General features: G+C 43.1%; 15 protein-coding genes, 3 tRNA genes, 3 rRNA genes, 1 pseudogene and 1 riboswitch. Of the genes and pseudogenes, 8 read left to right on the top strand and 14 right to left on the bottom strand.

Features of this window, described 5'->3' with window-relative positions:
* Positions 1 to 19: 19 nt before the first annotated feature.
* From BK049_RS13320 to BK049_RS13300, 5 genes are all read right to left on the bottom strand, one after another.
* A tRNA-Thr gene (locus BK049_RS13320) sits at positions 20 to 95 on the bottom strand.
* A 33-nt stretch (positions 96 to 128) separates the two neighbouring features.
* Positions 129 to 204 (bottom strand) — tRNA-Val (locus BK049_RS13315).
* 521 nt (positions 205 to 725) lie between these two features.
* Positions 726 to 841: ribosomal RNA gene (gene rrf / locus BK049_RS13310) — 5S ribosomal RNA — on the bottom strand.
* Positions 842 to 901: 60 nt separating this feature from the next.
* Positions 902 to 3,832: ribosomal RNA gene (locus tag BK049_RS13305) — 23S ribosomal RNA — on the bottom strand.
* Positions 3,833 to 4,014: 182 nt separating this feature from the next.
* A 16S ribosomal RNA gene (locus BK049_RS13300) occupies positions 4,015 to 5,563 on the bottom strand.
* Together the 16S, 23S and 5S rRNA genes form the textbook arrangement of a ribosomal RNA operon.
* Before the next feature lie 436 nt (positions 5,564 to 5,999).
* Positions 6,000 to 6,102: riboswitch (TPP riboswitch) on the top strand.
* Positions 6,103 to 6,199: 97 nt separating this feature from the next.
* Here BK049_RS13300 and thiT point away from each other — a divergent pair.
* Positions 6,200 to 6,775, top strand: coding sequence for an energy-coupled thiamine transporter ThiT (gene thiT, locus BK049_RS13295; protein ID WP_071168728.1), 576 nt, complete (start codon positions 6,200 to 6,202; stop codon positions 6,773 to 6,775).
* Positions 6,776 to 6,867: 92 nt separating this feature from the next.
* On the top strand, positions 6,868 to 7,056 hold the full coding sequence (locus tag BK049_RS19020; RefSeq protein WP_083381128.1) for a hypothetical protein: 189 nt from the start codon (positions 6,868 to 6,870) through the stop codon (positions 7,054 to 7,056).
* Here the strand turns inward: BK049_RS19020 and BK049_RS13290 are convergent.
* Positions 7,016 to 7,570, bottom strand: a complete 555-nt coding sequence (locus BK049_RS13290) for a GNAT family N-acetyltransferase (protein ID WP_071168727.1) — start codon at positions 7,568 to 7,570, stop codon at positions 7,016 to 7,018. The two genes, BK049_RS19020 and BK049_RS13290, sit on opposite strands and share 41 nt — an antisense overlap.
* 157 nt (positions 7,571 to 7,727) lie before the next feature.
* Between BK049_RS13290 and BK049_RS13285 the strand changes: the two genes are divergently transcribed.
* From BK049_RS13285 to ftsW, 3 genes are read left to right on the top strand one after another with little or no spacing between them, the layout of a single operon-like run.
* Entirely contained in the window at positions 7,728 to 8,366 is a 639-nt protein-coding gene (locus BK049_RS13285; protein ID WP_008361704.1) for a DUF1232 domain-containing protein, read from the top strand.
* 14 nt (positions 8,367 to 8,380) lie between these two features.
* Complete coding sequence (gene rodA / locus BK049_RS13280; protein ID WP_008361702.1) at positions 8,381 to 9,535, top strand: rod shape-determining protein RodA; 1,155 nt, start codon at positions 8,381 to 8,383, stop codon at positions 9,533 to 9,535.
* A gap of 5 nt (positions 9,536 to 9,540) precedes the next feature.
* Positions 9,541 to 10,674, top strand: coding sequence for a putative lipid II flippase FtsW (ftsW, locus tag BK049_RS13275; RefSeq protein ID WP_425304328.1), 1,134 nt, complete (start codon positions 9,541 to 9,543; stop codon positions 10,672 to 10,674).
* A 30-nt stretch (positions 10,675 to 10,704) separates the two neighbouring features.
* On the opposite strand, the gene BK049_RS13270 is transcribed toward ftsW, so the two are convergent.
* Complete coding sequence (locus tag BK049_RS13270; RefSeq protein WP_008361697.1) at positions 10,705 to 12,252, bottom strand: flotillin lipid rafts scaffold protein FloT; 1,548 nt, start codon at positions 12,250 to 12,252, stop codon at positions 10,705 to 10,707.
* A gap of 11 nt (positions 12,253 to 12,263) precedes the next feature.
* Positions 12,264 to 12,794, bottom strand: coding sequence for an NfeD family membrane protein (locus BK049_RS13265; RefSeq protein WP_008361696.1), 531 nt, complete (start codon positions 12,792 to 12,794; stop codon positions 12,264 to 12,266).
* Between the two features lie 204 nt (positions 12,795 to 12,998).
* Here BK049_RS13265 and BK049_RS13260 point away from each other — a divergent pair, with 204 nt between their 5' ends.
* Complete coding sequence (locus tag BK049_RS13260) at positions 12,999 to 13,496, top strand: DinB family protein (protein WP_071169235.1); 498 nt, start codon at positions 12,999 to 13,001, stop codon at positions 13,494 to 13,496.
* 40 nt (positions 13,497 to 13,536) lie between these two features.
* Here the strand turns inward: BK049_RS13260 and BK049_RS13255 are convergent, their stop codons facing one another.
* Both BK049_RS13255 and betB read right to left on the bottom strand, forming a co-directional pair.
* The gene (locus BK049_RS13255; RefSeq protein ID WP_008361692.1) at positions 13,537 to 14,745 is read right to left on the bottom strand and encodes a choline dehydrogenase; all 1,209 of its coding nucleotides are present in this window, start codon (positions 14,743 to 14,745) and stop codon (positions 13,537 to 13,539) included.
* A 22-nt stretch (positions 14,746 to 14,767) separates the two neighbouring features.
* Positions 14,768 to 16,237: a betaine-aldehyde dehydrogenase gene (gene betB, locus BK049_RS13250; RefSeq protein ID WP_071168725.1), complete on the bottom strand. Its 1,470-nt coding sequence runs from the start codon at positions 16,235 to 16,237 to the stop codon at positions 14,768 to 14,770.
* A 206-nt stretch (positions 16,238 to 16,443) separates the two neighbouring features.
* Here betB and cudC point away from each other — a divergent pair, with 206 nt between their 5' ends.
* Both cudC and BK049_RS13240 read left to right on the top strand, forming a co-directional pair.
* The gene (gene cudC / locus BK049_RS13245) at positions 16,444 to 17,001 is read left to right on the top strand and encodes a transcriptional regulator GbsR (RefSeq protein ID WP_071168724.1); all 558 of its coding nucleotides are present in this window, start codon (positions 16,444 to 16,446) and stop codon (positions 16,999 to 17,001) included.
* A 72-nt stretch (positions 17,002 to 17,073) separates the two neighbouring features.
* Positions 17,074 to 17,146 (top strand) — tRNA-Ala (locus BK049_RS13240).
* 665 nt (positions 17,147 to 17,811) lie between these two features.
* Here BK049_RS13240 and BK049_RS20180 read toward each other — a convergent pair.
* The 4 genes and pseudogenes from BK049_RS20180 to BK049_RS13220 all read right to left on the bottom strand — a co-directional run bounded on the left by BK049_RS20180 (position 17,812) and on the right by BK049_RS13220 (position 20,368).
* Positions 17,812 to 18,617 (bottom strand): annotated as a pseudogene (locus BK049_RS20180) (peptidoglycan-binding protein).
* A 55-nt stretch (positions 18,618 to 18,672) separates the two neighbouring features.
* Positions 18,673 to 19,743, bottom strand: coding sequence for an acyltransferase family protein (locus BK049_RS13230; RefSeq protein ID WP_071168723.1), 1,071 nt, complete (start codon positions 19,741 to 19,743; stop codon positions 18,673 to 18,675).
* Between the two features lie 62 nt (positions 19,744 to 19,805).
* The gene (locus BK049_RS13225) at positions 19,806 to 20,069 is read right to left on the bottom strand and encodes a phage holin (protein WP_071168722.1); all 264 of its coding nucleotides are present in this window, start codon (positions 20,067 to 20,069) and stop codon (positions 19,806 to 19,808) included.
* A 20-nt stretch (positions 20,070 to 20,089) separates the two neighbouring features.
* Positions 20,090 to 20,368 carry a hemolysin XhlA family protein gene (locus BK049_RS13220; RefSeq protein ID WP_071168721.1) on the bottom strand — a complete coding sequence of 93 codons (279 nt, stop codon included), beginning with the start codon at positions 20,366 to 20,368 and terminating at the stop codon, positions 20,090 to 20,092.
* Positions 20,369 to 20,386: the final 18 nt, after the last annotated feature.

Below are 20,386 nucleotides of genomic sequence, written 5' to 3'. Positions count from 1 at the left end.
CTATCTTACCATATGAAAGTGGTGCCGGCAAGAGGACTTGAACCCCCAACCTACTGATTACAAGTCAGTTGCTCTACCAGTTGAGCTACACCGGCTTTATCTATCCTAACATTATGTAAGAATAAATATGGTGGAGGATGACGGGCTCGAACCGCCGACCCTCTGCTTGTAAGGCAGATGCTCTCCCAGCTGAGCTAATCCTCCACTATGTAGGAATCTCTCGATCCGACAAAGATTATTATATACAGGTTTCACACATTTGTAAAGGCTATATTAAAAAAATTTTATCTCATTTTTCATTACGTATTTCTTTTAACAAATGATATTAATTCACCCTGTCAAAACTGCTTCAATTCAACGTTTAACAGCTATACTTCTCTCCTCTATATTCTCTTTAAATACATGCAATTCCTTCAAAATATGAGCAACCTATCATCTTTATACTTTAATGATATAGATATTCCTTAGATTTAGCAGATAGATACACTGTCTATTTATTTCAAAAAAATAGACTTATACACCCTACTCTACTATTCTATTGCTTTTTTCATAGTCAGAGGTTCAAAAACATGCTTACCAGGCTTTCTTCTTGCTTTTAGACACCTGACACTCTTGTAGTAAATCGTATAGAAATGAAATCATTCATAAAACATATGAATCAAGTAGCTTTCTTGTCAAACAAGTACAAAAAAGACCAGTTCCAAATGGAACTGATCCTTAGAAAAGCTTGGCGGCGTCCTACTCTCACAGGGGGAAACCCCCAACTACCATCGGCGCTGAAGAGCTTAACTTCCGTGTTCGGTATGGGAACGGGTGTGACCTCTTCGCTATCGCCACCAAACCTGATGGAGAGAATGTTCTCTCAAAACTAGATAACAACGTTCATGCTTCACATTAAATATAGGTTAAGTCCTCGATCTATTAGTATCTGTCAGCTCCACGTGTCACCACGCTTCCACCTCAGACCTATCAACCTGATCATCTTTCAGGGATCTTACTTCCTTGCGGAATGGGAAATCTCATCTTGAGGGGGGCTTCATGCTTAGATGCTTTCAGCACTTATCCCGTCCGCACATAGCTACCCAGCGATGCCCTTGGCAGAACAACTGGTACACCAGCGGTGCGTCCATCCCGGTCCTCTCGTACTAAGGACAGCTCCTCTCAAATTTCCTGCGCCCGCGACGGATAGGGACCGAACTGTCTCACGACGTTCTGAACCCAGCTCGCGTACCGCTTTAATGGGCGAACAGCCCAACCCTTGGGACCGACTACAGCCCCAGGATGCGATGAGCCGACATCGAGGTGCCAAACCTCCCCGTCGATGTGGACTCTTGGGGGAGATAAGCCTGTTATCCCCGGGGTAGCTTTTATCCGTTGAGCGATGGCCCTTCCATGCGGAACCACCGGATCACTAAGCCCGACTTTCGTCCCTGCTCGACTTGTAGGTCTCGCAGTCAAGCTCCCTTGTGCCTTTACACTCTGCGAATGATTTCCAACCATTCTGAGGGAACCTTTGGGCGCCTCCGTTACATTTTAGGAGGCGACCGCCCCAGTCAAACTGCCCACCTGACACTGTCTCCCTGCCCGATAAGGGCAGCGGGTTAGAAGGTCAATACAGCCAGGGTAGTATCCCACCGATGCCTCCACCGAAGCTAGCGCTCCGGTTTCCAAGGCTCCTACCTATCCTGTACAAGCTGTACCAACATTCAATATCAGGCTGCAGTAAAGCTCCACGGGGTCTTTCCGTCCTGTCGCGGGTAACCTGCATCTTCACAGGTACTATAATTTCACCGAGTCTCTCGTTGAGACAGTGCCCAGATCGTTGCGCCTTTCGTGCGGGTCGGAACTTACCCGACAAGGAATTTCGCTACCTTAGGACCGTTATAGTTACGGCCGCCGTTTACTGGGGCTTCAATTCGCACCTTCGCTTACGCTAAGCGCTCCTCTTAACCTTCCAGCACCGGGCAGGCGTCAGCCCCTATACTTCGCCTTACGGCTTCGCAGAGACCTGTGTTTTTGCTAAACAGTCGCCTGGGCCTATTCACTGCGGCTTCTCGGGGCTTTAACACCCTAAGAAGCACCCCTTCTCCCGAAGTTACGGGGTCATTTTGCCGAGTTCCTTAACGAGAGTTCTCTCGATCACCTTAGGATTCTCTCCTCGCCTACCTGTGTCGGTTTGCGGTACGGGCACCTCTCACCTCGCTAGAGGCTTTTCTTGGCAGTGTGGAATCAGGAACTTCGCTACTATATTTCGCTCGCCATCACAGCTCAGCCTTCACGGGAAACGGATTTGCCTATTTCCCAGCCTAACTGCTTGGACGCGGATATCCATTACCGCGCTTACCCTATCCTCCTGCGTCCCCCCATTGCTCAAATGGTGAGGAGGTGGTACAGGAATATCAACCTGTTGTCCATCGCCTACGCCTTTCGGCCTCGGCTTAGGTCCCGACTAACCCTGAGCGGACGAGCCTTCCTCAGGAAACCTTAGGCATTCGGTGGACGGGATTCTCACCCGTCTTTCGCTACTCATACCGGCATTCTCACTTCTAAGCGCTCCACCAGTCCTTCCGGTCTGGCTTCACAGCCCTTAGAACGCTCTCCTACCACTGTTCGTAAGAACAGTCCGCAGCTTCGGTGATACGTTTAGCCCCGGTACATTTTCGGCGCAGAGTCACTCGACCAGTGAGCTATTACGCACTCTTTAAATGGTGGCTGCTTCTAAGCCAACATCCTGGTTGTCTAAGCAACTCCACATCCTTTTCCACTTAACGTATACTTTGGGACCTTAGCTGGCGGTCTGGGCTGTTTCCCTTTCGACTACGGATCTTATCACTCGCAGTCTGACTCCCAAGGATAAGTCATCGGCATTCGGAGTTTGACTGAATTCGGTAACCCGGTAGGGGCCCCTAGTCCAATCAGTGCTCTACCTCCGAGACTCTTACCTTGAGGCTAGCCCTAAAGCTATTTCGGAGAGAACCAGCTATCTCCAGGTTCGATTGGCATTTCACCCCTACCCACACCTCATCCCCGCACTTTTCAACGTGCGTGGGTTCGGGCCTCCATTCAGTGTTACCTGAACTTCACCCTGGACATGGGTAGATCACCTGGTTTCGGGTCTACGACCACGTACTCATGCGCCCTATTCAGACTCGCTTTCGCTGCGGCTCCGCATCTTCTGCTTAACCTTGCACGGGATCGTAACTCGCCGGTTCATTCTACAAAAGGCACGCCATCACCCGTTAACGGGCTCTGACTACTTGTAGGCACACGGTTTCAGGATCTATTTCACTCCCCTTCCGGGGTGCTTTTCACCTTTCCCTCACGGTACTGGTTCACTATCGGTCACTAGGGAGTATTTAGCCTTGGGAGATGGTCCTCCCGGATTCCGACGGAATTTCACGTGTTCCGCCGTACTCAGGATCCACTCTGGAGAGAATGACATTTCAGTTACAGGGCTGTTACCTTCTCTGGCGGGCCTTTCCAGACCTCTTCGCTTATATCATTCCTTTGTAACTCCGTATAGAGTGTCCTACAACCCCAAGAGGCAAGCCTCTTGGTTTGGGCTGTTCCCGTTTCGCTCGCCGCTACTCAGGGAATCGCATTTGCTTTCTCTTCCTCCGGGTACTTAGATGTTTCAGTTCCCCGGGTATGCCTTCTCATACTCTATGTATTCAAGTATGGATACTACTCCATTACGAGCAGTGGGTTTCCCCATTCGGAAATCTCCGGATCAAAGCTTGCTTACAGCTCCCCGAAGCATATCGGTGTTCGTCCCGTCCTTCATCGGCTCCTAGTGCCAAGGCATCCACCGTGCGCCCTTTCTAACTTAACCATTTCTTACTTTAGAAAGAATCACTATGTGTGATGAACTTTGCATTGCATTCAATGTGAATGTATTACTTATTGTTATCTAGTTTTCAAAGAACAATCCTGTCTCGCTAGAGACATGTTTTGAAGGAATGATCCTTCAAAACTAAACAAGACCAAAACGCACACTGCTCCATATATCCTTAGAAAGGAGGTGATCCAGCCGCACCTTCCGATACGGCTACCTTGTTACGACTTCACCCCAATCATCTGCCCCACCTTCGGCGGCTGGCTCCATAAAGGTTACCTCACCGACTTCGGGTGTTGCAAACTCTCGTGGTGTGACGGGCGGTGTGTACAAGGCCCGGGAACGTATTCACCGCGGCATGCTGATCCGCGATTACTAGCGATTCCAGCTTCACGCAGTCGAGTTGCAGACTGCGATCCGAACTGAGAACAGATTTGTGGGATTGGCTAAACCTTGCGGTCTCGCAGCCCTTTGTTCTGTCCATTGTAGCACGTGTGTAGCCCAGGTCATAAGGGGCATGATGATTTGACGTCATCCCCACCTTCCTCCGGTTTGTCACCGGCAGTCACCTTAGAGTGCCCAACTGAATGCTGGCAACTAAGATCAAGGGTTGCGCTCGTTGCGGGACTTAACCCAACATCTCACGACACGAGCTGACGACAACCATGCACCACCTGTCACTCTGTCCCCGAAGGGAAAGCCCTATCTCTAGGGTTGTCAGAGGATGTCAAGACCTGGTAAGGTTCTTCGCGTTGCTTCGAATTAAACCACATGCTCCACCGCTTGTGCGGGCCCCCGTCAATTCCTTTGAGTTTCAGTCTTGCGACCGTACTCCCCAGGCGGAGTGCTTAATGCGTTAGCTGCAGCACTAAGGGGCGGAAACCCCCTAACACTTAGCACTCATCGTTTACGGCGTGGACTACCAGGGTATCTAATCCTGTTCGCTCCCCACGCTTTCGCTCCTCAGCGTCAGTTACAGACCAGAGAGTCGCCTTCGCCACTGGTGTTCCTCCACATCTCTACGCATTTCACCGCTACACGTGGAATTCCACTCTCCTCTTCTGCACTCAAGTTTCCCAGTTTCCAATGACCCTCCCCGGTTGAGCCGGGGGCTTTCACATCAGACTTAAGAAACCGCCTGCGAGCCCTTTACGCCCAATAATTCCGGACAACGCTTGCCACCTACGTATTACCGCGGCTGCTGGCACGTAGTTAGCCGTGGCTTTCTGGTTAGGTACCGTCATGGTGCAAGCAGTTACTCTTGCACTTGTTCTTCCCTAACAACAGAGCTTTACGATCCGAAAACCTTCATCACTCACGCGGCGTTGCTCCGTCAGACTTTCGTCCATTGCGGAAGATTCCCTACTGCTGCCTCCCGTAGGAGTCTGGGCCGTGTCTCAGTCCCAGTGTGGCCGATCACCCTCTCAGGTCGGCTACGCATCGTCGCCTTGGTGAGCCGTTACCTCACCAACTAGCTAATGCGCCGCGGGTCCATCTGTAAGTGACAGCCGAAACCGTCTTTCATCCTTGAACCATGCGGTTCAAGGAACTATCCGGTATTAGCTCCGGTTTCCCGGAGTTATCCCAGTCTTACAGGCAGGTTACCCACGTGTTACTCACCCGTCCGCCGCTAACATCCGGGAGCAAGCTCCCTTCTGTCCGCTCGACTTGCATGTATTAGGCACGCCGCCAGCGTTCGTCCTGAGCCAGGATCAAACTCTCCGAGGTATGCAGGATGCATATCACACATGCGTTGCTACACGATGTAGCGAACTTAGCATGTGATCATTTCCTGCCTCGTCAGTTTGACTGACTACCTATGATGTTTCATAGGATTTTTTTATTAAAACTCGAATTAACAGGTACGTTTTGTCTTGTTTAGTTTTCAAAGATCATTTTCGTTATCGCTCAGAGGCGACTTTATTAATATAACATTCTATCAAGATGAAGTCAATAACTTTTTTCTCGAATGTTATTTCTCAACCGCGCTGTTTCAGCGGCGAATACAAATATAACACCTTTTGAAATAAGAAACAAGTATTTTCTCTAAATAATTTATTTTTCCTCATTTCTTTCTATATATAGATATAAAAAGTGGTTCTCTCAGTAATTCACTATTGTTGATCCTGTAGGTCTTTAGTATATTTATAATAGATTGAAACTAAATAACCGCAGGGGGAGCTTTGTGCTGAGAGTGAACAATTCGTTGTTCTGACCCTTTGAACCTGTCAGTTAATACTGAAGTAGGAATGTGGAATCACTTGCATACATGCACTGTATCCAAGCCGATATGTTTTTCTATGAATCACATACTCATCCTGACATGGTCTCTCCTTGCACAATTCGTGAAAAGGGGATTTTTTTATGCAGAAATCAAATCAATTAGTACGACTGATGGAGATCGCCATCATGACTTCTCTTGCACTTGTATTAGATTATTTATCAGGTCTCTTTTTAAGAATGCCGAACGGCGGGTCAATTGCGCTGATCATGATTCCTGTTATTCTCATGTCTATTAGATGGGGAGTGTCTACTGGGTTTATCATCGGGGTGTTAATCGCTGGACTACAGCTGATGAATAGTCCTATCATCGCCACACCTGTACAAGGATTCCTCGATTACTTTGTCGCATCTGTAGTGATTTGTTTAAGTGGGCTATTCTCAGGATCAATTAAAAAAGCCCTTCAGGATAAAAAACGAAAGAAACAATTCTTCTATATTACTCTATCTGTCTTTACCGCCAGTTTCTTCAGGCTGCTGACGTTCTTTATTTCTGGCGTTGTTTTCTTTTCTCACAATGCACCAAAAGGAACGCCAGGATGGCTATACTCTTTATTATATAACAGCACATATATGGTTCCTTCATTTATCATTTGTAGTATTGTTCTTTGTTTACTCATCCCTAGTGCGTCTCGTTTGGTTTTTCCTCAACAAAAATAACCTGGCTTTTTCAGCAGGTTATTTTTTTATGCATAATTTTCTGCTCTATTGAATCTATTAATAGTAGAAGATTTTAAGCTGGAGGTGCGCCAATGAATTCTTACTCCATTATGCTGTGCTGCTATATTCTTAGTCTTGCCTACTTTTTGGCCAGTTTCTATGAGGCATTAAAAATAGCAGCTGTGAAAGGAAAAGTAGAGGCTGCTCCTTTTATCTCTTATATTTTACTCGCCACACTTTTTACTTTTTTCTCTCATTATTACTGGAAGCTGACGATATAATTCGGTGTACATGATCATTTAGTACAGACAACTCCCATCCATACCCAATTTCCTCATGGTTCTCACCAGCCAGCTCGAATTGGCTGGTGACGACAAAACTAGGTTGAAGCTTTTGATAAAATTGCTTCGCTGAATTCTGCTCAAATACCCAAAGCAGCATATTTTGATAGCCTTTCTTTAGTAAATAATCCACACCTTTTGCAATCAGAGCCATGCCCGCTCCTGATTTCTGTTTTTGCTGCAACAAATAGATGGCATAAAGCTCACCATCATATATTGAATAGCGCTCATCACGCTGTTTTCCAAAGGAAGCAAAACCAAATACTCCGTCCGCATCTTCTGCGACAAATGTGCCTTCAAGCGATCTGCTTCTCCAGCTCTCTTCCCGCTCCTCTACATTTAAAGCATCCAAATACGCCTGCGAAATAATGCCGTGATAAGTCGTTTGCCAGCTTTTCACATGAATCTCGGCGATTTTAGGAATATCACTATGTACTGCATGTCTCACCTTCATCTACGCCACCCCTTCTAGCAGTTTCCTATTCTATATTCATTATAATAAGTTTCTAATGTATAAAATTCAATTCGTTGACAATTTGTCAACACACCTTTATATTGGGTACGACTTCTTCTATTAAAAAGTTGATACATATGAAAGGGTGAAATAAAAGATGGAGTGTAAGACAACTGAGCTTCGGCAGCTCTTAAAGGAACAACTACAACTACGTTCTCTCTCATTAAGAGAACTCAGCACACAAACAGACATTGATAAAGCGACACTTTCTAGAATAATGAATGGCAAAAGAAAACCGACTTTGAACCATTTACAGCGGCTTTCAGATGCTCTAAACATTTCTTTAGATCGACTATTGGCCGCTGCTGGATTTCCCATTAAAAATGAGAAAGTTCACGGTGATACGTTCATTCAAGCGGTAGAAGAGATCGAAAGAACACTGAAAGATCATGATGTCTATGACGGTACATTCAGCGAGGAGAAATTGAAACAGAAGCTAAATGCATACGAGACCTACAGTCAATCAGTCGAGGGAAAAGAAACGATCTCAGCAAAGTTTGAAAAAAAGATGGACTCAATAAGCGGCGTTGGGCCATTTCTTGATCAATTGAAAAGCATGTACAACTCTTTCATGAGCGGCCGGGGTACTTCTCGTGAATTGATGTTGATGGGAGGCGCCCTTCTTTATTTCATTATGCCCGTTGATTTAATACCAGATTATATTTTTCCGATCGGCTATATTGATGACGCTGCAGCAGTGCAGGTCGTATTAAACCAGCTGACAAATAGGTCATAGCAGGTGACGGAGACATGAAAAAACAGAACGGCATTGACTTCGTATTATTATTCACTGTCATTTGTTTCTTTGTGATCAGCCTGCTGGCTGTGTATAGCGGATCGGGACAGTATGAAACGCAAGATATGTTTTATTTCGTCAAAAGACAAATTTTCTGGTATATCGTCGGTTTTGGCCTCATGGCGGCAGTTGCTTACTTTGATTACGAGCTGCTTGAGCGTTTATCTTTTCGACTATTTGCAGGTGGTCTCTTCCTCATCATTCTCGTACATTTTTTTGGAACGAATCAAAATGGCTCCCAAAGGTGGATCAGTTTTGGCTCCATTAAAATTCAGCCATCAGAATTTATGAAAATTTTTGTCATTCTCCTGTTAGCGGCTGTTTTAAATCGATACAAACATGAGCGCTTTACATTTAAGGAGAGCATGATTCCTACAAGTAAAGTCATCTGCTGGACCGCTGTCCCTTTTTTCCTGATTTTAATTCAGCCAGATTTAGGGACTGCACTTGTGATCTTGTCTATCGCTTTTACACTGATACTTGTTTCAGGAATTTCAAGTAAGATGATCGCTGCATTAATGGCCGCTTTTCTCGCGCTTCTTGCATTTTTGACCTACTTGCACAATGAACATTTTGAGCACTTTACAAAAGTAATTAAACCTCATCAGCTTGACCGCATTTATGGGTGGCTCTCTCCAGATGAATTTGATTCAACTTATGGATATCAGTTGAATCAAGCGATGCTCGGCATTGGGTCAGGGCAATTATCAGGAAGCGGGTATACGAAAGGAAATCAAGTACAAGGTGGAAATATTCCTGAGGCCCATACAGATTTTATATTTGCAGTCATTGGTGAGGAGTTTGGTTTTATCGGCGCTTCCCTATTGATTTGTTTGTATCTTATGATGGTCTATCGAATGATTCATGTGGCTATGCATGCGAATACCCTTTATGGGCTGTACATATGTGCTGGTGTGGTTGGACTGATCGTCTTTCAAGTCTTCCAAAACGTAGGAATGACAGTAGGTTTAATGCCTGTGACGGGTCTTGCACTTCCATTTATCAGCTACGGCGGCAGTGCGCTTTTGACCAATATGATGGCCATTGGGCTTGTATTTAGTGTCAATCTGAGGTCGTCATCCTATATGTTTGGACGCAACTGGGATTGAGGGTGATGTCATTGATTCTTTCTCACCTCAAAAAAATCGACCACATTCTTGCTGGGACGATCGTTTGTCTTTGTTTATTTGGTTTACTCATGGTTTACAGTGCGAGTTATCCTTTAGGTGAAATGAAGTATGAGCAAGGCAGCTATTTTTTCATGAAACAATGGCAATGGCTCTTGATTGGGTTATTCTTTTTTATCATTGCCGCTCTTTTTCCTTATCACGCTTATCGTAAATGGATACGATGGCTTGTCATGCTGTCAATGTTATGTCTCATCATTGTCCTGCTTCCAGGGATCGGCGTTGTCAAAAATAATTCACAGCGGTGGATTCATATTGGTTCTCTTATGATCCAGCCGTCTGAGGCTGTGAAATTAGTGATGATCCTCTATTTTGCCTATGTGTATGCAAGGAAACAAGCATACATCACATCCTTTAGAAAAGGGGTACTGCCTCCGCTCATTCTGTTAGGTCTAGTTTTTTTATTGATCTTAAAGCAGCCTGATTTAGGTACGGCGGTATCTATTTTATTAAGCTGTGGCATCGTCTTATTATGCGCTGGGCTAAACATGCGCCACCTCATTTTTCTAGGAACGACCGCTGCGGCAGGGATTACCTTTTTTGCTGTGACAGCTCCTTATCGTTTGAAACGGCTCACCTCATTTCGTGATCCTTTTCAGTATGAGGATGGGGATGGCTATCAGCTGATTCATTCATATCTCGCCATGGATTCAGGCGGGATGACCGGGAATGGCTTAGGCGGGAGCATTCAAAAATTAGGTTTTCTTCCTGAAGCCCACACAGATTTCATTATGGCCGTCATCAGTGAAGAGCTGGGATTCATGGGGGTATCGTTTGTGATTGGCGCATATCTTCTCATTATGTATCGCGCCGTCCGAATCGTTCGATCATTGCAGGATCCGTTTGGAAAGTTGTTAACGGTCGGTCTCACTTTTCAAATCATGCTTCAAGCAGGCTTTAATCTAGGGGCTGTATTTGGACTTCTCCCCATTACAGGCATCCCCCTTCCCTTCATTAGCTATGGCGGGTCCTCATTAGTGTTCATGATGATAACCGCAGGCATTCTTGTGAATCTTTCTTCTTATATAAAAAGACCAAAACAACAGGCCCAAGCAAAATAGACACCTTCTATCAGAAGGTGTCTATTCATTTTATTCTTCTATTTGACGATCAGCTGCTTCTTTTTTTCTTGGCTGCTTGATTTCATTTGTCAGTTCCTGAATGCTTTGCTTCACATTCCCTTTGCCAGAGAAGTTCTCAATAATTTCTTTGACATCAATCCCAGAGGATGCTTTCAGGCTTTCTTGCAGACTGGACATGAGGTTTGTGGCATAGCCTGTGACTTTATTGGCGCCGCTGCCTTCCCCGTTACCGCCCGTATCAACAACTGTAATTTTATCAATGTTAGAAAGTGGTGCAGATACTTGCTTCGCATATTCAGGAAGCATTTTCACAATCATATCAAGGATCGCTGCCTGACCATACTGTTCGAATGCTTCAGCAATTTTCTCTTTCGCTTCGGCTTCTGCAAGTCCTTTTAACCTAATGACTTCTGCTTCTGTTTCCCCTTTTGCACGATCTGCTTCCGCTTTGGCAAGCCCATCAATACGAACTTTCTCAGCTTCTGCTTTCGCCATTGCTTCAATGCTGTATTTCTTCGCATCTGCTTCCGCAAGACGCTTTGCTTTTTCAGCAGCAGCTGATTGTTCAACAGCATAACGATCTGCATCGGCTTTCTTTTTCACTTCGGAATCATATTGACGTTCACGACGCTGAATCTCTTTTTCTTCCAATTCAATTTGCTTCTGACGTTCGATGATTTTGACTTGCATTTCTTGTTCCGTTACGTGCTGACGGTTGCGAGCTGTTTCTAGATCGTAAGCTTGGTCAGCGCTTGCTTTCGCTGTATCTTGTTCACGTCTAAATTCCGCTCGTTTCAATTCATTGATTTTTTCCGCCTCTGCGATTTCGGTCGCACGCTCAAGCTCAGACTTCTTCGCATCTTTATCTGCTTCAGCACGTTTGATACGTGTTTCTTTATCTGCTTCGGCTGTTGCAATATCTGCATCTCGCTTCACTTGGGCAATTCTTGGCTTACCTAGGGATTCTAAATAGCCATTTTTATCTCGGACATCTTTGATCGTAAAGGAGACAATGACAAGACCCATTTTCGCTAAATCTTGAGAAGCGACACGTTGTACTTCTTGAGAAAATTTCTCTCTGTTCTTATAAATCTCTTCAACTGTCATTGATCCTAGGATCGAACGCAGATGACCTTCTAGAACTTCTCTTGCTTCATTTTCACGGTCTTCTTTTGTTTTACCTAAAAACTGCTCTGCAGCAGTGGCGATTTCTTCAATTGATCCGCCAATTTTGATGATTGCCGTTCCGTCGGCCATCACAGGTACACCTTGCTCTGTATATACTTCAGGAGTGGAAACATCTAGTTTGCTAGATAGTAAGCTGAGCGGCTCTGCTTGTTGAAAAACAGGAAGTACAAAAGTACCGCCGCCTCTGACAATCTTAATCTTATTTCCACCTTCATCCACATGGACATTTTTACTTCCTAGATAACTCCCTGTGACGATCAACGCTTCATCAGGACCTGCCGTCCGATATTTTGTTACAAATACGCCAATAAGTGCAATCAGAATCACAAGGACAATTCCAATAATAATTAAAATGGTTGTTCCTGGCATAGCATTCCCTCCTAGATTTCTTCATTTGGTATGACAGATAAAACGCCTTTGTTCACTTCGACCACAAGCACGCGGGTTCCATATGGAATCTCCTCTTGGTCGAAACTGATGGCCGGCTTTGAGATTTTCCCGCTATTACTAATTAACAGCACTTCTCCAAACCCGTCTTTTGGGACTGATACAATGATCTCCCCAGTTCTTCCTTTTAAATCGGCTTCAGTATATGAAAGAGATTCTTCAGCAGAGGAAAGCGGGACTAACACAAATACATGTAAACAGGTCACAAGGACCACTGCGAGAATGGCAGATAATACTGCTCCAAAACCGCTTCCTACGATTGCTGTTTTCTCAGAGATAAAACCACCAGCCGAGAAAAATGTAAGAAATGCGAGGATCAATGTCGGTTGAAGGAATGGAACAGGGATCGCTTCAAACAAGCCATCAAATACATCACCGAAAAAGACGAAAACAAGTGTCAGGATTCCTGATATCATCAATATGTATAAGTACAGCGTCTGAAGAGGCAGCCCGAATATATCCATCTTCCTCACCCTTTCTTTATGAAATGAACAGCCTTTGTTTCATGTAGATGACACTCACCTCCAGTGTATTGCTTCTAACAGGTAATACGAACCACTTTTGTAAAGGTTTCATATTTCATCACAATTCCTCAAAGGAATTCTCGGGAAGCTAAAGAATGATTGTCATGTACCATTATGATAAAATTTGATCTTGAGGTGATGGAAATGAGTTTATTACATGATGCAAGACAAGAATTGTGGCAAGAACTGCAAGGGTTGAATGAAGAACAATTAAACCAAAAATTATCTGATGATACCTGGAGTATTCAAGAGGTGGCAGATCATTTAAAGAAAATGGATTTAGTTGCAGCAAAGCATCTAGCTGCCGAGGGAAAAAAAGCACCGATCAAAGAATATGAGCCAAAACCAGTAGAAATGGCAGAAGATCGTTCAAGAAAGGCCACTGCACCTAGTATTGTCGCACCTGAGCGTAAGCATGTGACGCCTACACAATTAAAGGATGAACTTGATACAGCACGTGAGAAATTAAATCAAATTTTATCAACGTTTACGGAGGAAGATTTCAAACGAGTGATTGCACATCCTGTGTTTGAAGAGCTTTCACTGAAGCAATATCTTGATTTTATCGGCGCACACGAAAAACGCCATATTCATCAAATCAAAGAAATTAAAGAAATTAAAGAAATTAAAGAACAGCTATAAGATGTAAAAAAGACTCCCTTTTGGGAGCCTTTTTTCATTGTTACACTGTTTTAGGTGTTAGGTTAAAGCAGCGAGCGTAAATCCAGTTGTATGCTTTTTCGTTGAGGTCTCTTGGGTTTCCAACGGTTTGCGGATCTTTCATTGCTTCTTTAGATAAACGGTCGATCATATCTTTTGGTACACCTTGTTCTTCTAATGAAGGAACTTCTAGGTCTTCCACTAAATCATACATCCAATTCACTGCTGCTTTAGCTGCTTCCTCTGTTGACATTCTGCTTGTATCAATACCGAATGCTTGCGCAATTCGAGCGAATTTCTCTGGGTAGCCTTTCCAGTTATACTCCATAACAGGTCCCATCATCGCCGCTACACATTGACCATGCGCTACAGGAATAATGCCTCCGAGTGTTTGACTCATCGCATGGGCAGCGCCAGCTGATTCACTTCCATAGGAAAGTCCTGCAAGCATTGCAGCTTGTGCCATTCCGTATCTTGCTTCTAAATCCTCTCCATCCGCAAAGGCACGGCGAATGTAATGAGCAGCATATTCAATGGCCATAAGTGCCACAGCATCCGTAATCGGCTGAGCAAATTTCATTGTATAGCATTCGATAGCGTGTGCAAGCGCATCAATTCCGGTCATTGCCGTCACATGAGGCGGCATGGATACATGAAGCTCTGGATCAATCACTGTGAGGTGAGCGGCAATAAGTGGTCCACCTGTATTAAATTTGAACTCCCTTTCTTCATCTGTAATTACTGCCCACTGCGTGACCTCTGAACCTGTACCTGCCGTTGTCGGGATTGTTGTTAATGGAGGAATTCTATTTTCAAGCGGTTTTTTCCCCTCTGCCGCTTCGTAATCAAGAACTGAACCTTCATGAGTCGCTTCTACACCGATGGCCTTCGCTGTATCCATTGAGCTTCCGCCACCAACTGCGACTAATCCATTACAGCCTTCTTTTTCATATAACGCAGATCCTTCATTCACTAGGCGTACCGGCGGGTTTGGCTCTACTTTATCAAATAGGACCACATCAATTTGTGCTTCTTTTAATGAAGCAATCACTGGATCTACAACGCCCGCTTGATAAATACCAGGGTCCGTTACAAGTAAGACCTTTGAAACGCCGTATGCTTTCACTTCTTCTCCAACATGTTTCACCGCACCAATACCATGCTTGATCACAGTCGGGATTTCAAATGTATGGAATTTTTGCATGCTTTCAATTTTCATATTTAATGTCATGTTCAATCTCCTCCAAATCATTTTATTTAAACCAATGAACTGCTTCTGGTTTTGTGTTTCTATATACATGTTTCAATTCGGTATATTCTTCAAGACCCGTACGTCCTAACTCACGTCCAAGACCTGATTGCTTATATCCACCCCACGGTGCTTGAGCAAAATAAGGATGGAAGTCGTTAATCCAAACAGTGCCTAATCGTAGCTGACGAGCGACCCTTTCCGCTTTTGCGATATCTGAAGACCATACTGCTCCTGCTAATCCATAGATCGTATCATTTGCAAGCTCGGTCACTTCTTCTTCTGATCGGAAGGATTCGACGGTCAGTACTGGGCCAAAAACTTCTTCCTGTACAATCCGCATATCTGATGTACAGCCTGAGAAAATCGTTGGCAAGTAGAAAAATCCATTTTGAAGCTCCTCTGCATCAGGTCGTTTTCCGCCTGTTTCTAATCTTGCGCCTTCTTCTAGACCGATGCTGACGTATTTTTCTACTTTTTCTCGATGCTCAGCTGAGATGAGCGGTCCGCTCTGGGTTCCTTCATCAAAGCCGTTGCCTAGCTTGATTTTTTTCGTACGCTTCACCAGTTCTTCTAAAAATTCATCATGAATGGATTCTTCGACTAACAAGCGTGAACCCGCTGAACACACTTGCCCTGCATGGAAGAACACAGCATTCATTGCCTGGTCAACCGCTACGTCTAAATCAGCATCTTGAAACACAATATTCGGATTTTTCCCGCCAAGCTCAAGAGCGATTTTTTTCACATTCCCACTGGCTCCCTGCATGATTTTCTTGCCAGTTTCAATACCGCCGGTGAACGAAATTAAGTCGACTTGGTCGTTAACAGCAAGTTCATCGCCAACTGTTGCCCCTGGTCCAAGGACTAGGTTTGCAACACCTGCCGGAACGCCTGCTTCTTCCATGAGTTTGAAAACTTTAATCGTGGTTAGTGGTGTAATTTCACTTGGCTTTAATACGATTGTATTTCCGGCTGCAATCGCAGGAGCGATTTTCCAGCTCGCTTGAAGCAACGGATAGTTCCAAGGAGTGATTTGACCGCATACACCGACAGGCTCTCTGACTAATTCACTTTTTGAATTTGGAATAGGCGATGCAATGATTTCCCCGCCATCCTTATCAGCAAGCCCTGCGTAATATTGGAACACATTTGCAATATCGTCCATATCTGCTTTACTTTCTTCTAATGTTTTGCCAGTATCAAGTGATTCTAATCTGGCTAATTCATCAAGGTCTCGTCTAATCAATTCAGCAATCTTAAAGACAATATTTCCTCTTTCAAGTCCAGGAAGATTTGCCCAATCTCCTTGATCGAAGGCTTTTCTTGCTGCTTTGATGGCTAGCTGCGCGTCATTTCTTGATCCTTCACTGACTGTCGCGATCACTTCTTGATTAAATGGATTGATGATATCTCTTGTGTCGCCACTCTTAGCGCCAACCCATTGTCCATCTATAAATAGTGTTTGACTCATAGAAGGAACCTCCTCTGATTCTCTTTGGTAAGTTTGTTAAATAAAAATTTAACGTTTTGAACATAATTAACTTAACATGTTCAAATTTTTCTGTCAAAGGGAGATATGCTTCATTTATTTTGACATTTTGCATTCTTTCGTTAACATATAGTCCATAAAGATTTTTTTGAACGTATTGAATTCTCTTAATAGAAAGCAGGGACAAGATGAAAAAGCAGGAACAGCCACAAGCAGAAGATCGTATTTTAGCGGCGAAAGATCTAGTCATTGATTCCATCGCTGAAACAATGGATCTCTATGGCATTACTAGAAGTGCGGGTATTCTGTATGGGACGATGTATTTAAATGAGGAAATGACGCTGGATGAAATGCGTGAAGAGCTGCAAATGAGTAAGCCTAGTATGAGTACAGGTGTGAAAAAACTGCAAGACATGAATATTGTCAAAAAGACCTTTCATCGCGGCCGAAGAAAACACAGCTTTGTTGCTGAAAAAGATTTTTTTAAGTTTTTCATGAACTTTTTCCCGCAAAAATGGGAACGAGAGGTCGAGGTCAATCTAGCGGCGATTGAAGAAGCGCAAGAGCGCCTTCAAGATGTGGCTCGTGATGAGCAGGCGGAGGAACACGAAAAAGAGGAAGCCCAGCAGCTCCTTGAACAGCTTGAGAGCTCAAAAGCCTATTATGACTGGCTTAGAAGATTAGCCCATTCTGTTCATTCCGGGGAAATCTTTGATTATATTCCGATCGATCAGAAAGAAAAATAGACAATATGATTGCATTTTACAGCTTGAAGTTTACAGAAGGATTGATTATAATAAGTTATGTCGTAACACTTCGGGGCATTAGCTCAGCTGGGAGAGCGCTACGCTGGCAGCGTAGAGGTCAGCGGTTCGATCCCGCTATGCTCCATACACAAAACCCTTACAGCAGTAAGGGTTTTTCTTATTTTCAATATATTTATTTTTCATCTTTTTTTGCTGTTAGGGCCATTTGATTAAAAACACTCAAATAAAATAAAAAAAGTCGTCCTTTTGGGCGGCCAAATTGTGAGTAATATAAGAAGAAGTTCATTATTGAAATATACGAATTTTTATAATACCTGTTTCAGGTTAAACCGTACTTTAATTATATACCACACTTAGAAACCGAATTAGGTTGTAATCTCTAATGAGGTGATACTGTGTGGGATGAAAGAAAAGAGCAGAATAGATGGCAGATGAAATTTATCTTGCAAGAACATAATGAGGCATTAATAAGACAGCTACATTTTGCAAAACAACAAATAGAACGGCCAACACTAAGCTATAAACAATTGTAGGAATTTGAATTTACCATTGCAGCTGCTATGAGTGAGGACTTGTCTCTTACTTTCGACCTGTTTGATCAAGGCTTCACTCGTGAGATCACTGGTAAAGTTGTTTTTGTTGATCATCTAAGAAAAAAATTCAAGGTTAAGGATACACTTTGATTTTATCTTCAATTGTAAATTTAGCCAAAAAAAAAAAAAGCACTTCCAAATGTTAGACTGTGTCTAATATTTGGGGTGCACTTCATTATGAGAGGGTTTTTCACTTTTATTTCAATGCTTTTTCAATGGTTTTCTTTGTTTTCGGTCCGTAAATGCCGTCAGCAGAAAGTCCATGCATGAGCTGGAATCGCTTGATTGCATCCGCTGTTTTTGGCCCATAATAGCCGTCAATGCCGTTGTTTTCCGCTCCCTTTTCAGGGTAGAAGGAAAGAGCGGCTAGGGCTTCCTGTACGACTTTTACGCCTGCACCTTTCGTTAATGGCTTGGTTACTTTTAAAACGCCAGTAGGTAGATCGTATGTTGTTTTAGTCTTAATTGTGCTTTTGGCTGGCAATATTTTAACTGGCGTTGTCTTGATTGGCTTTGCAGAAACTTTATTTGATAAAAATGACACCAAGACAGGGCGCCTTCCCGCTTGAAGTTGTGATATTGTCAAACCACCCATCATTTCAAGATGTGGGTAGTCCTTAAAACTCTTCCAATCCCCCCCCATGAAAAGCCTAGGGATTTTCCAATCTGCGCTACTCGGCGCCATTTTTCGTTGACTGTCCAAAGTGGTTTTTTCCCGTCTGAACTTAATAGAACATAATCAACCGCTAAACCATAGTTGTGATTAGATTGACCACCTCTGGCATTAGTCACAATTTTTCCTGAATCGGTACGCCCTTGAGCATAAAGCTTATTTTGTTCTGCAATCGAACGATAGCCAGCTGTGATCTGAACAAAGATCCCTTCTTTGTATGCTTGTTTGATCATTTCAATTGCGCCTTCTTTGACCACACTGTTAATACCGTCACCCATATTTCTAATGGAACGGTCTACAAGAGTTTGCAATCCAATTTTTTCAGCCATGTTCATTCTCCTTTTTAAGTTTATTGAGCATTAAAAAAAGCCCCTGTTAAGGGACTCAGAAATTCGTATTTTTTTCTTCCGGTTTTGGTTTTAATAATCCTGTTAGTTTTTTGATAGTATCTAAGGGGGATGTGATAAACCAACTGACTGCCGCGAAAAAATTTGATCCTAGCATGCTTACAATTACAAATGTTAATGCAAAATACAAAACAAGTTGGGTATCCCCGCTCCATTCGTTTATAAATTCAGTTCTCCTTAACAAGAACACAAAAACCGGATGGAACAAGAAAATTCCTAGTGAATAATCTCCCCATTTTGTCAAAATGCATTTCTTGCTATTTACCGAAATGAGTATGAGTAAACATATCCAAGCTGACAAGAGGTAATGAAGAAGCATTTTAAGCATATAACTTTCATCATTTGCTAAAAACCTCTTTATTCCAAAGCTACCACGAAAAAGCCATTCTAAGTTCGGTGTGTATTCAATAAATAGTATGGTTAGTGTTCCAGTGACAATTAGTAAAACCTTTGCTAGTGAAGGTTTTATAAATTTATAAACAACATGCAAATTTTCTTTTGTCATAAAAAACCCAGCAAAGAAGAATGGTGCAAATGAAATTGTCCTTTGATAACTAAGAGTGTAAGACGTGAAATTTGGATAAAAACCTTTAACTGCATCTGCAACCACACCTGTGTACTGGCGTGAAATAAAACAGACAATGAACATAATAAAAAAGATACTTAATTTCCCTATTAAACTTAGCCTTAATTTTGTTAAACCCCAAGCTATTACATACCAAAAAATCATACTCACGATGTACCACAAGTGAAATTGTGGCTTACCGTAATGGAACGATAGGGTTTTATATTCTCCTATAAAATAGAGAAACCAGTCAAAAAACGACTGAAATATGATATACAAAAGAAAAAGGTTTATTATTTTGCTCATTTTAATTCTTTTAGCTAGATAGCCACTGATGAAAATAAAAAGTGGCATATGAAAAGCGTAAATAAACACAAAAAGCTGATAATAATTCTGTTTATTGAGTTCTATTAGGTGTCCAAAAACTACTAAAAAAATCAACAAACCCTTTATATTACTTAACTTTAAATCCTTTTCTAACAACTGGCTTCCCTCCAACTCCAATTTTAGGATATATGAAGAAGGAAGCCAGCGCAACTATACATTTATTTTGTTAATCCTTTTTGTTTCAAGACTTCTTTCTGCTTCTTTCCTTTAGATGTCACATAGTTGTTCTTAAACCATGCCACCAAGGTTGTGACAATTGTAAAAACCATTGATCCCGCAAGATACAATGTGTCAGCCAACGATGTGACTTGATCCTCGCTGATTAGTAAAACGGGTTTTCCAAACATAATTAAAGTTTGGTTGACTAAAGCAATTAAAAGAAGCACTGTACGGATCACAGTGCCTTTGTCGAAGTTTTTCATATTCAATTCCTCTTTTCTTTTTATTTTTGAAGCATTGTATAAACAAGAGCGATCCCGCCGCCAATTACACCCGTGCAAACAGCGGTTATAATCGCACCAGTAATAGTTCGCTTAATCCATGTGGTGTTTTCTTCAATTTTGTTAAGCTGATTGCTCAAGCTAATGATTTGCTGATCGTGCTTGTCTTGCCCCCTTTCGAGTACAGAAACACGCTGCTCCAAAGCTTTTTGACTGGTCTTTAATTCCGACATATCCTTTTGTATAATGTTCACATCGTTAACCTCCGTCATCCCTGACATCAGTAAGCCCCCCTAGTC

The organism is Bacillus xiamenensis (genome assembly GCF_001857925.1).
Classification (GTDB): Bacteria; Bacillota; Bacilli; order Bacillales; family Bacillaceae; genus Bacillus; species Bacillus xiamenensis.
Note: the sequence above shows the minus strand (reverse complement) of the source record. Positions and strands in the feature narration are given on the sequence as shown.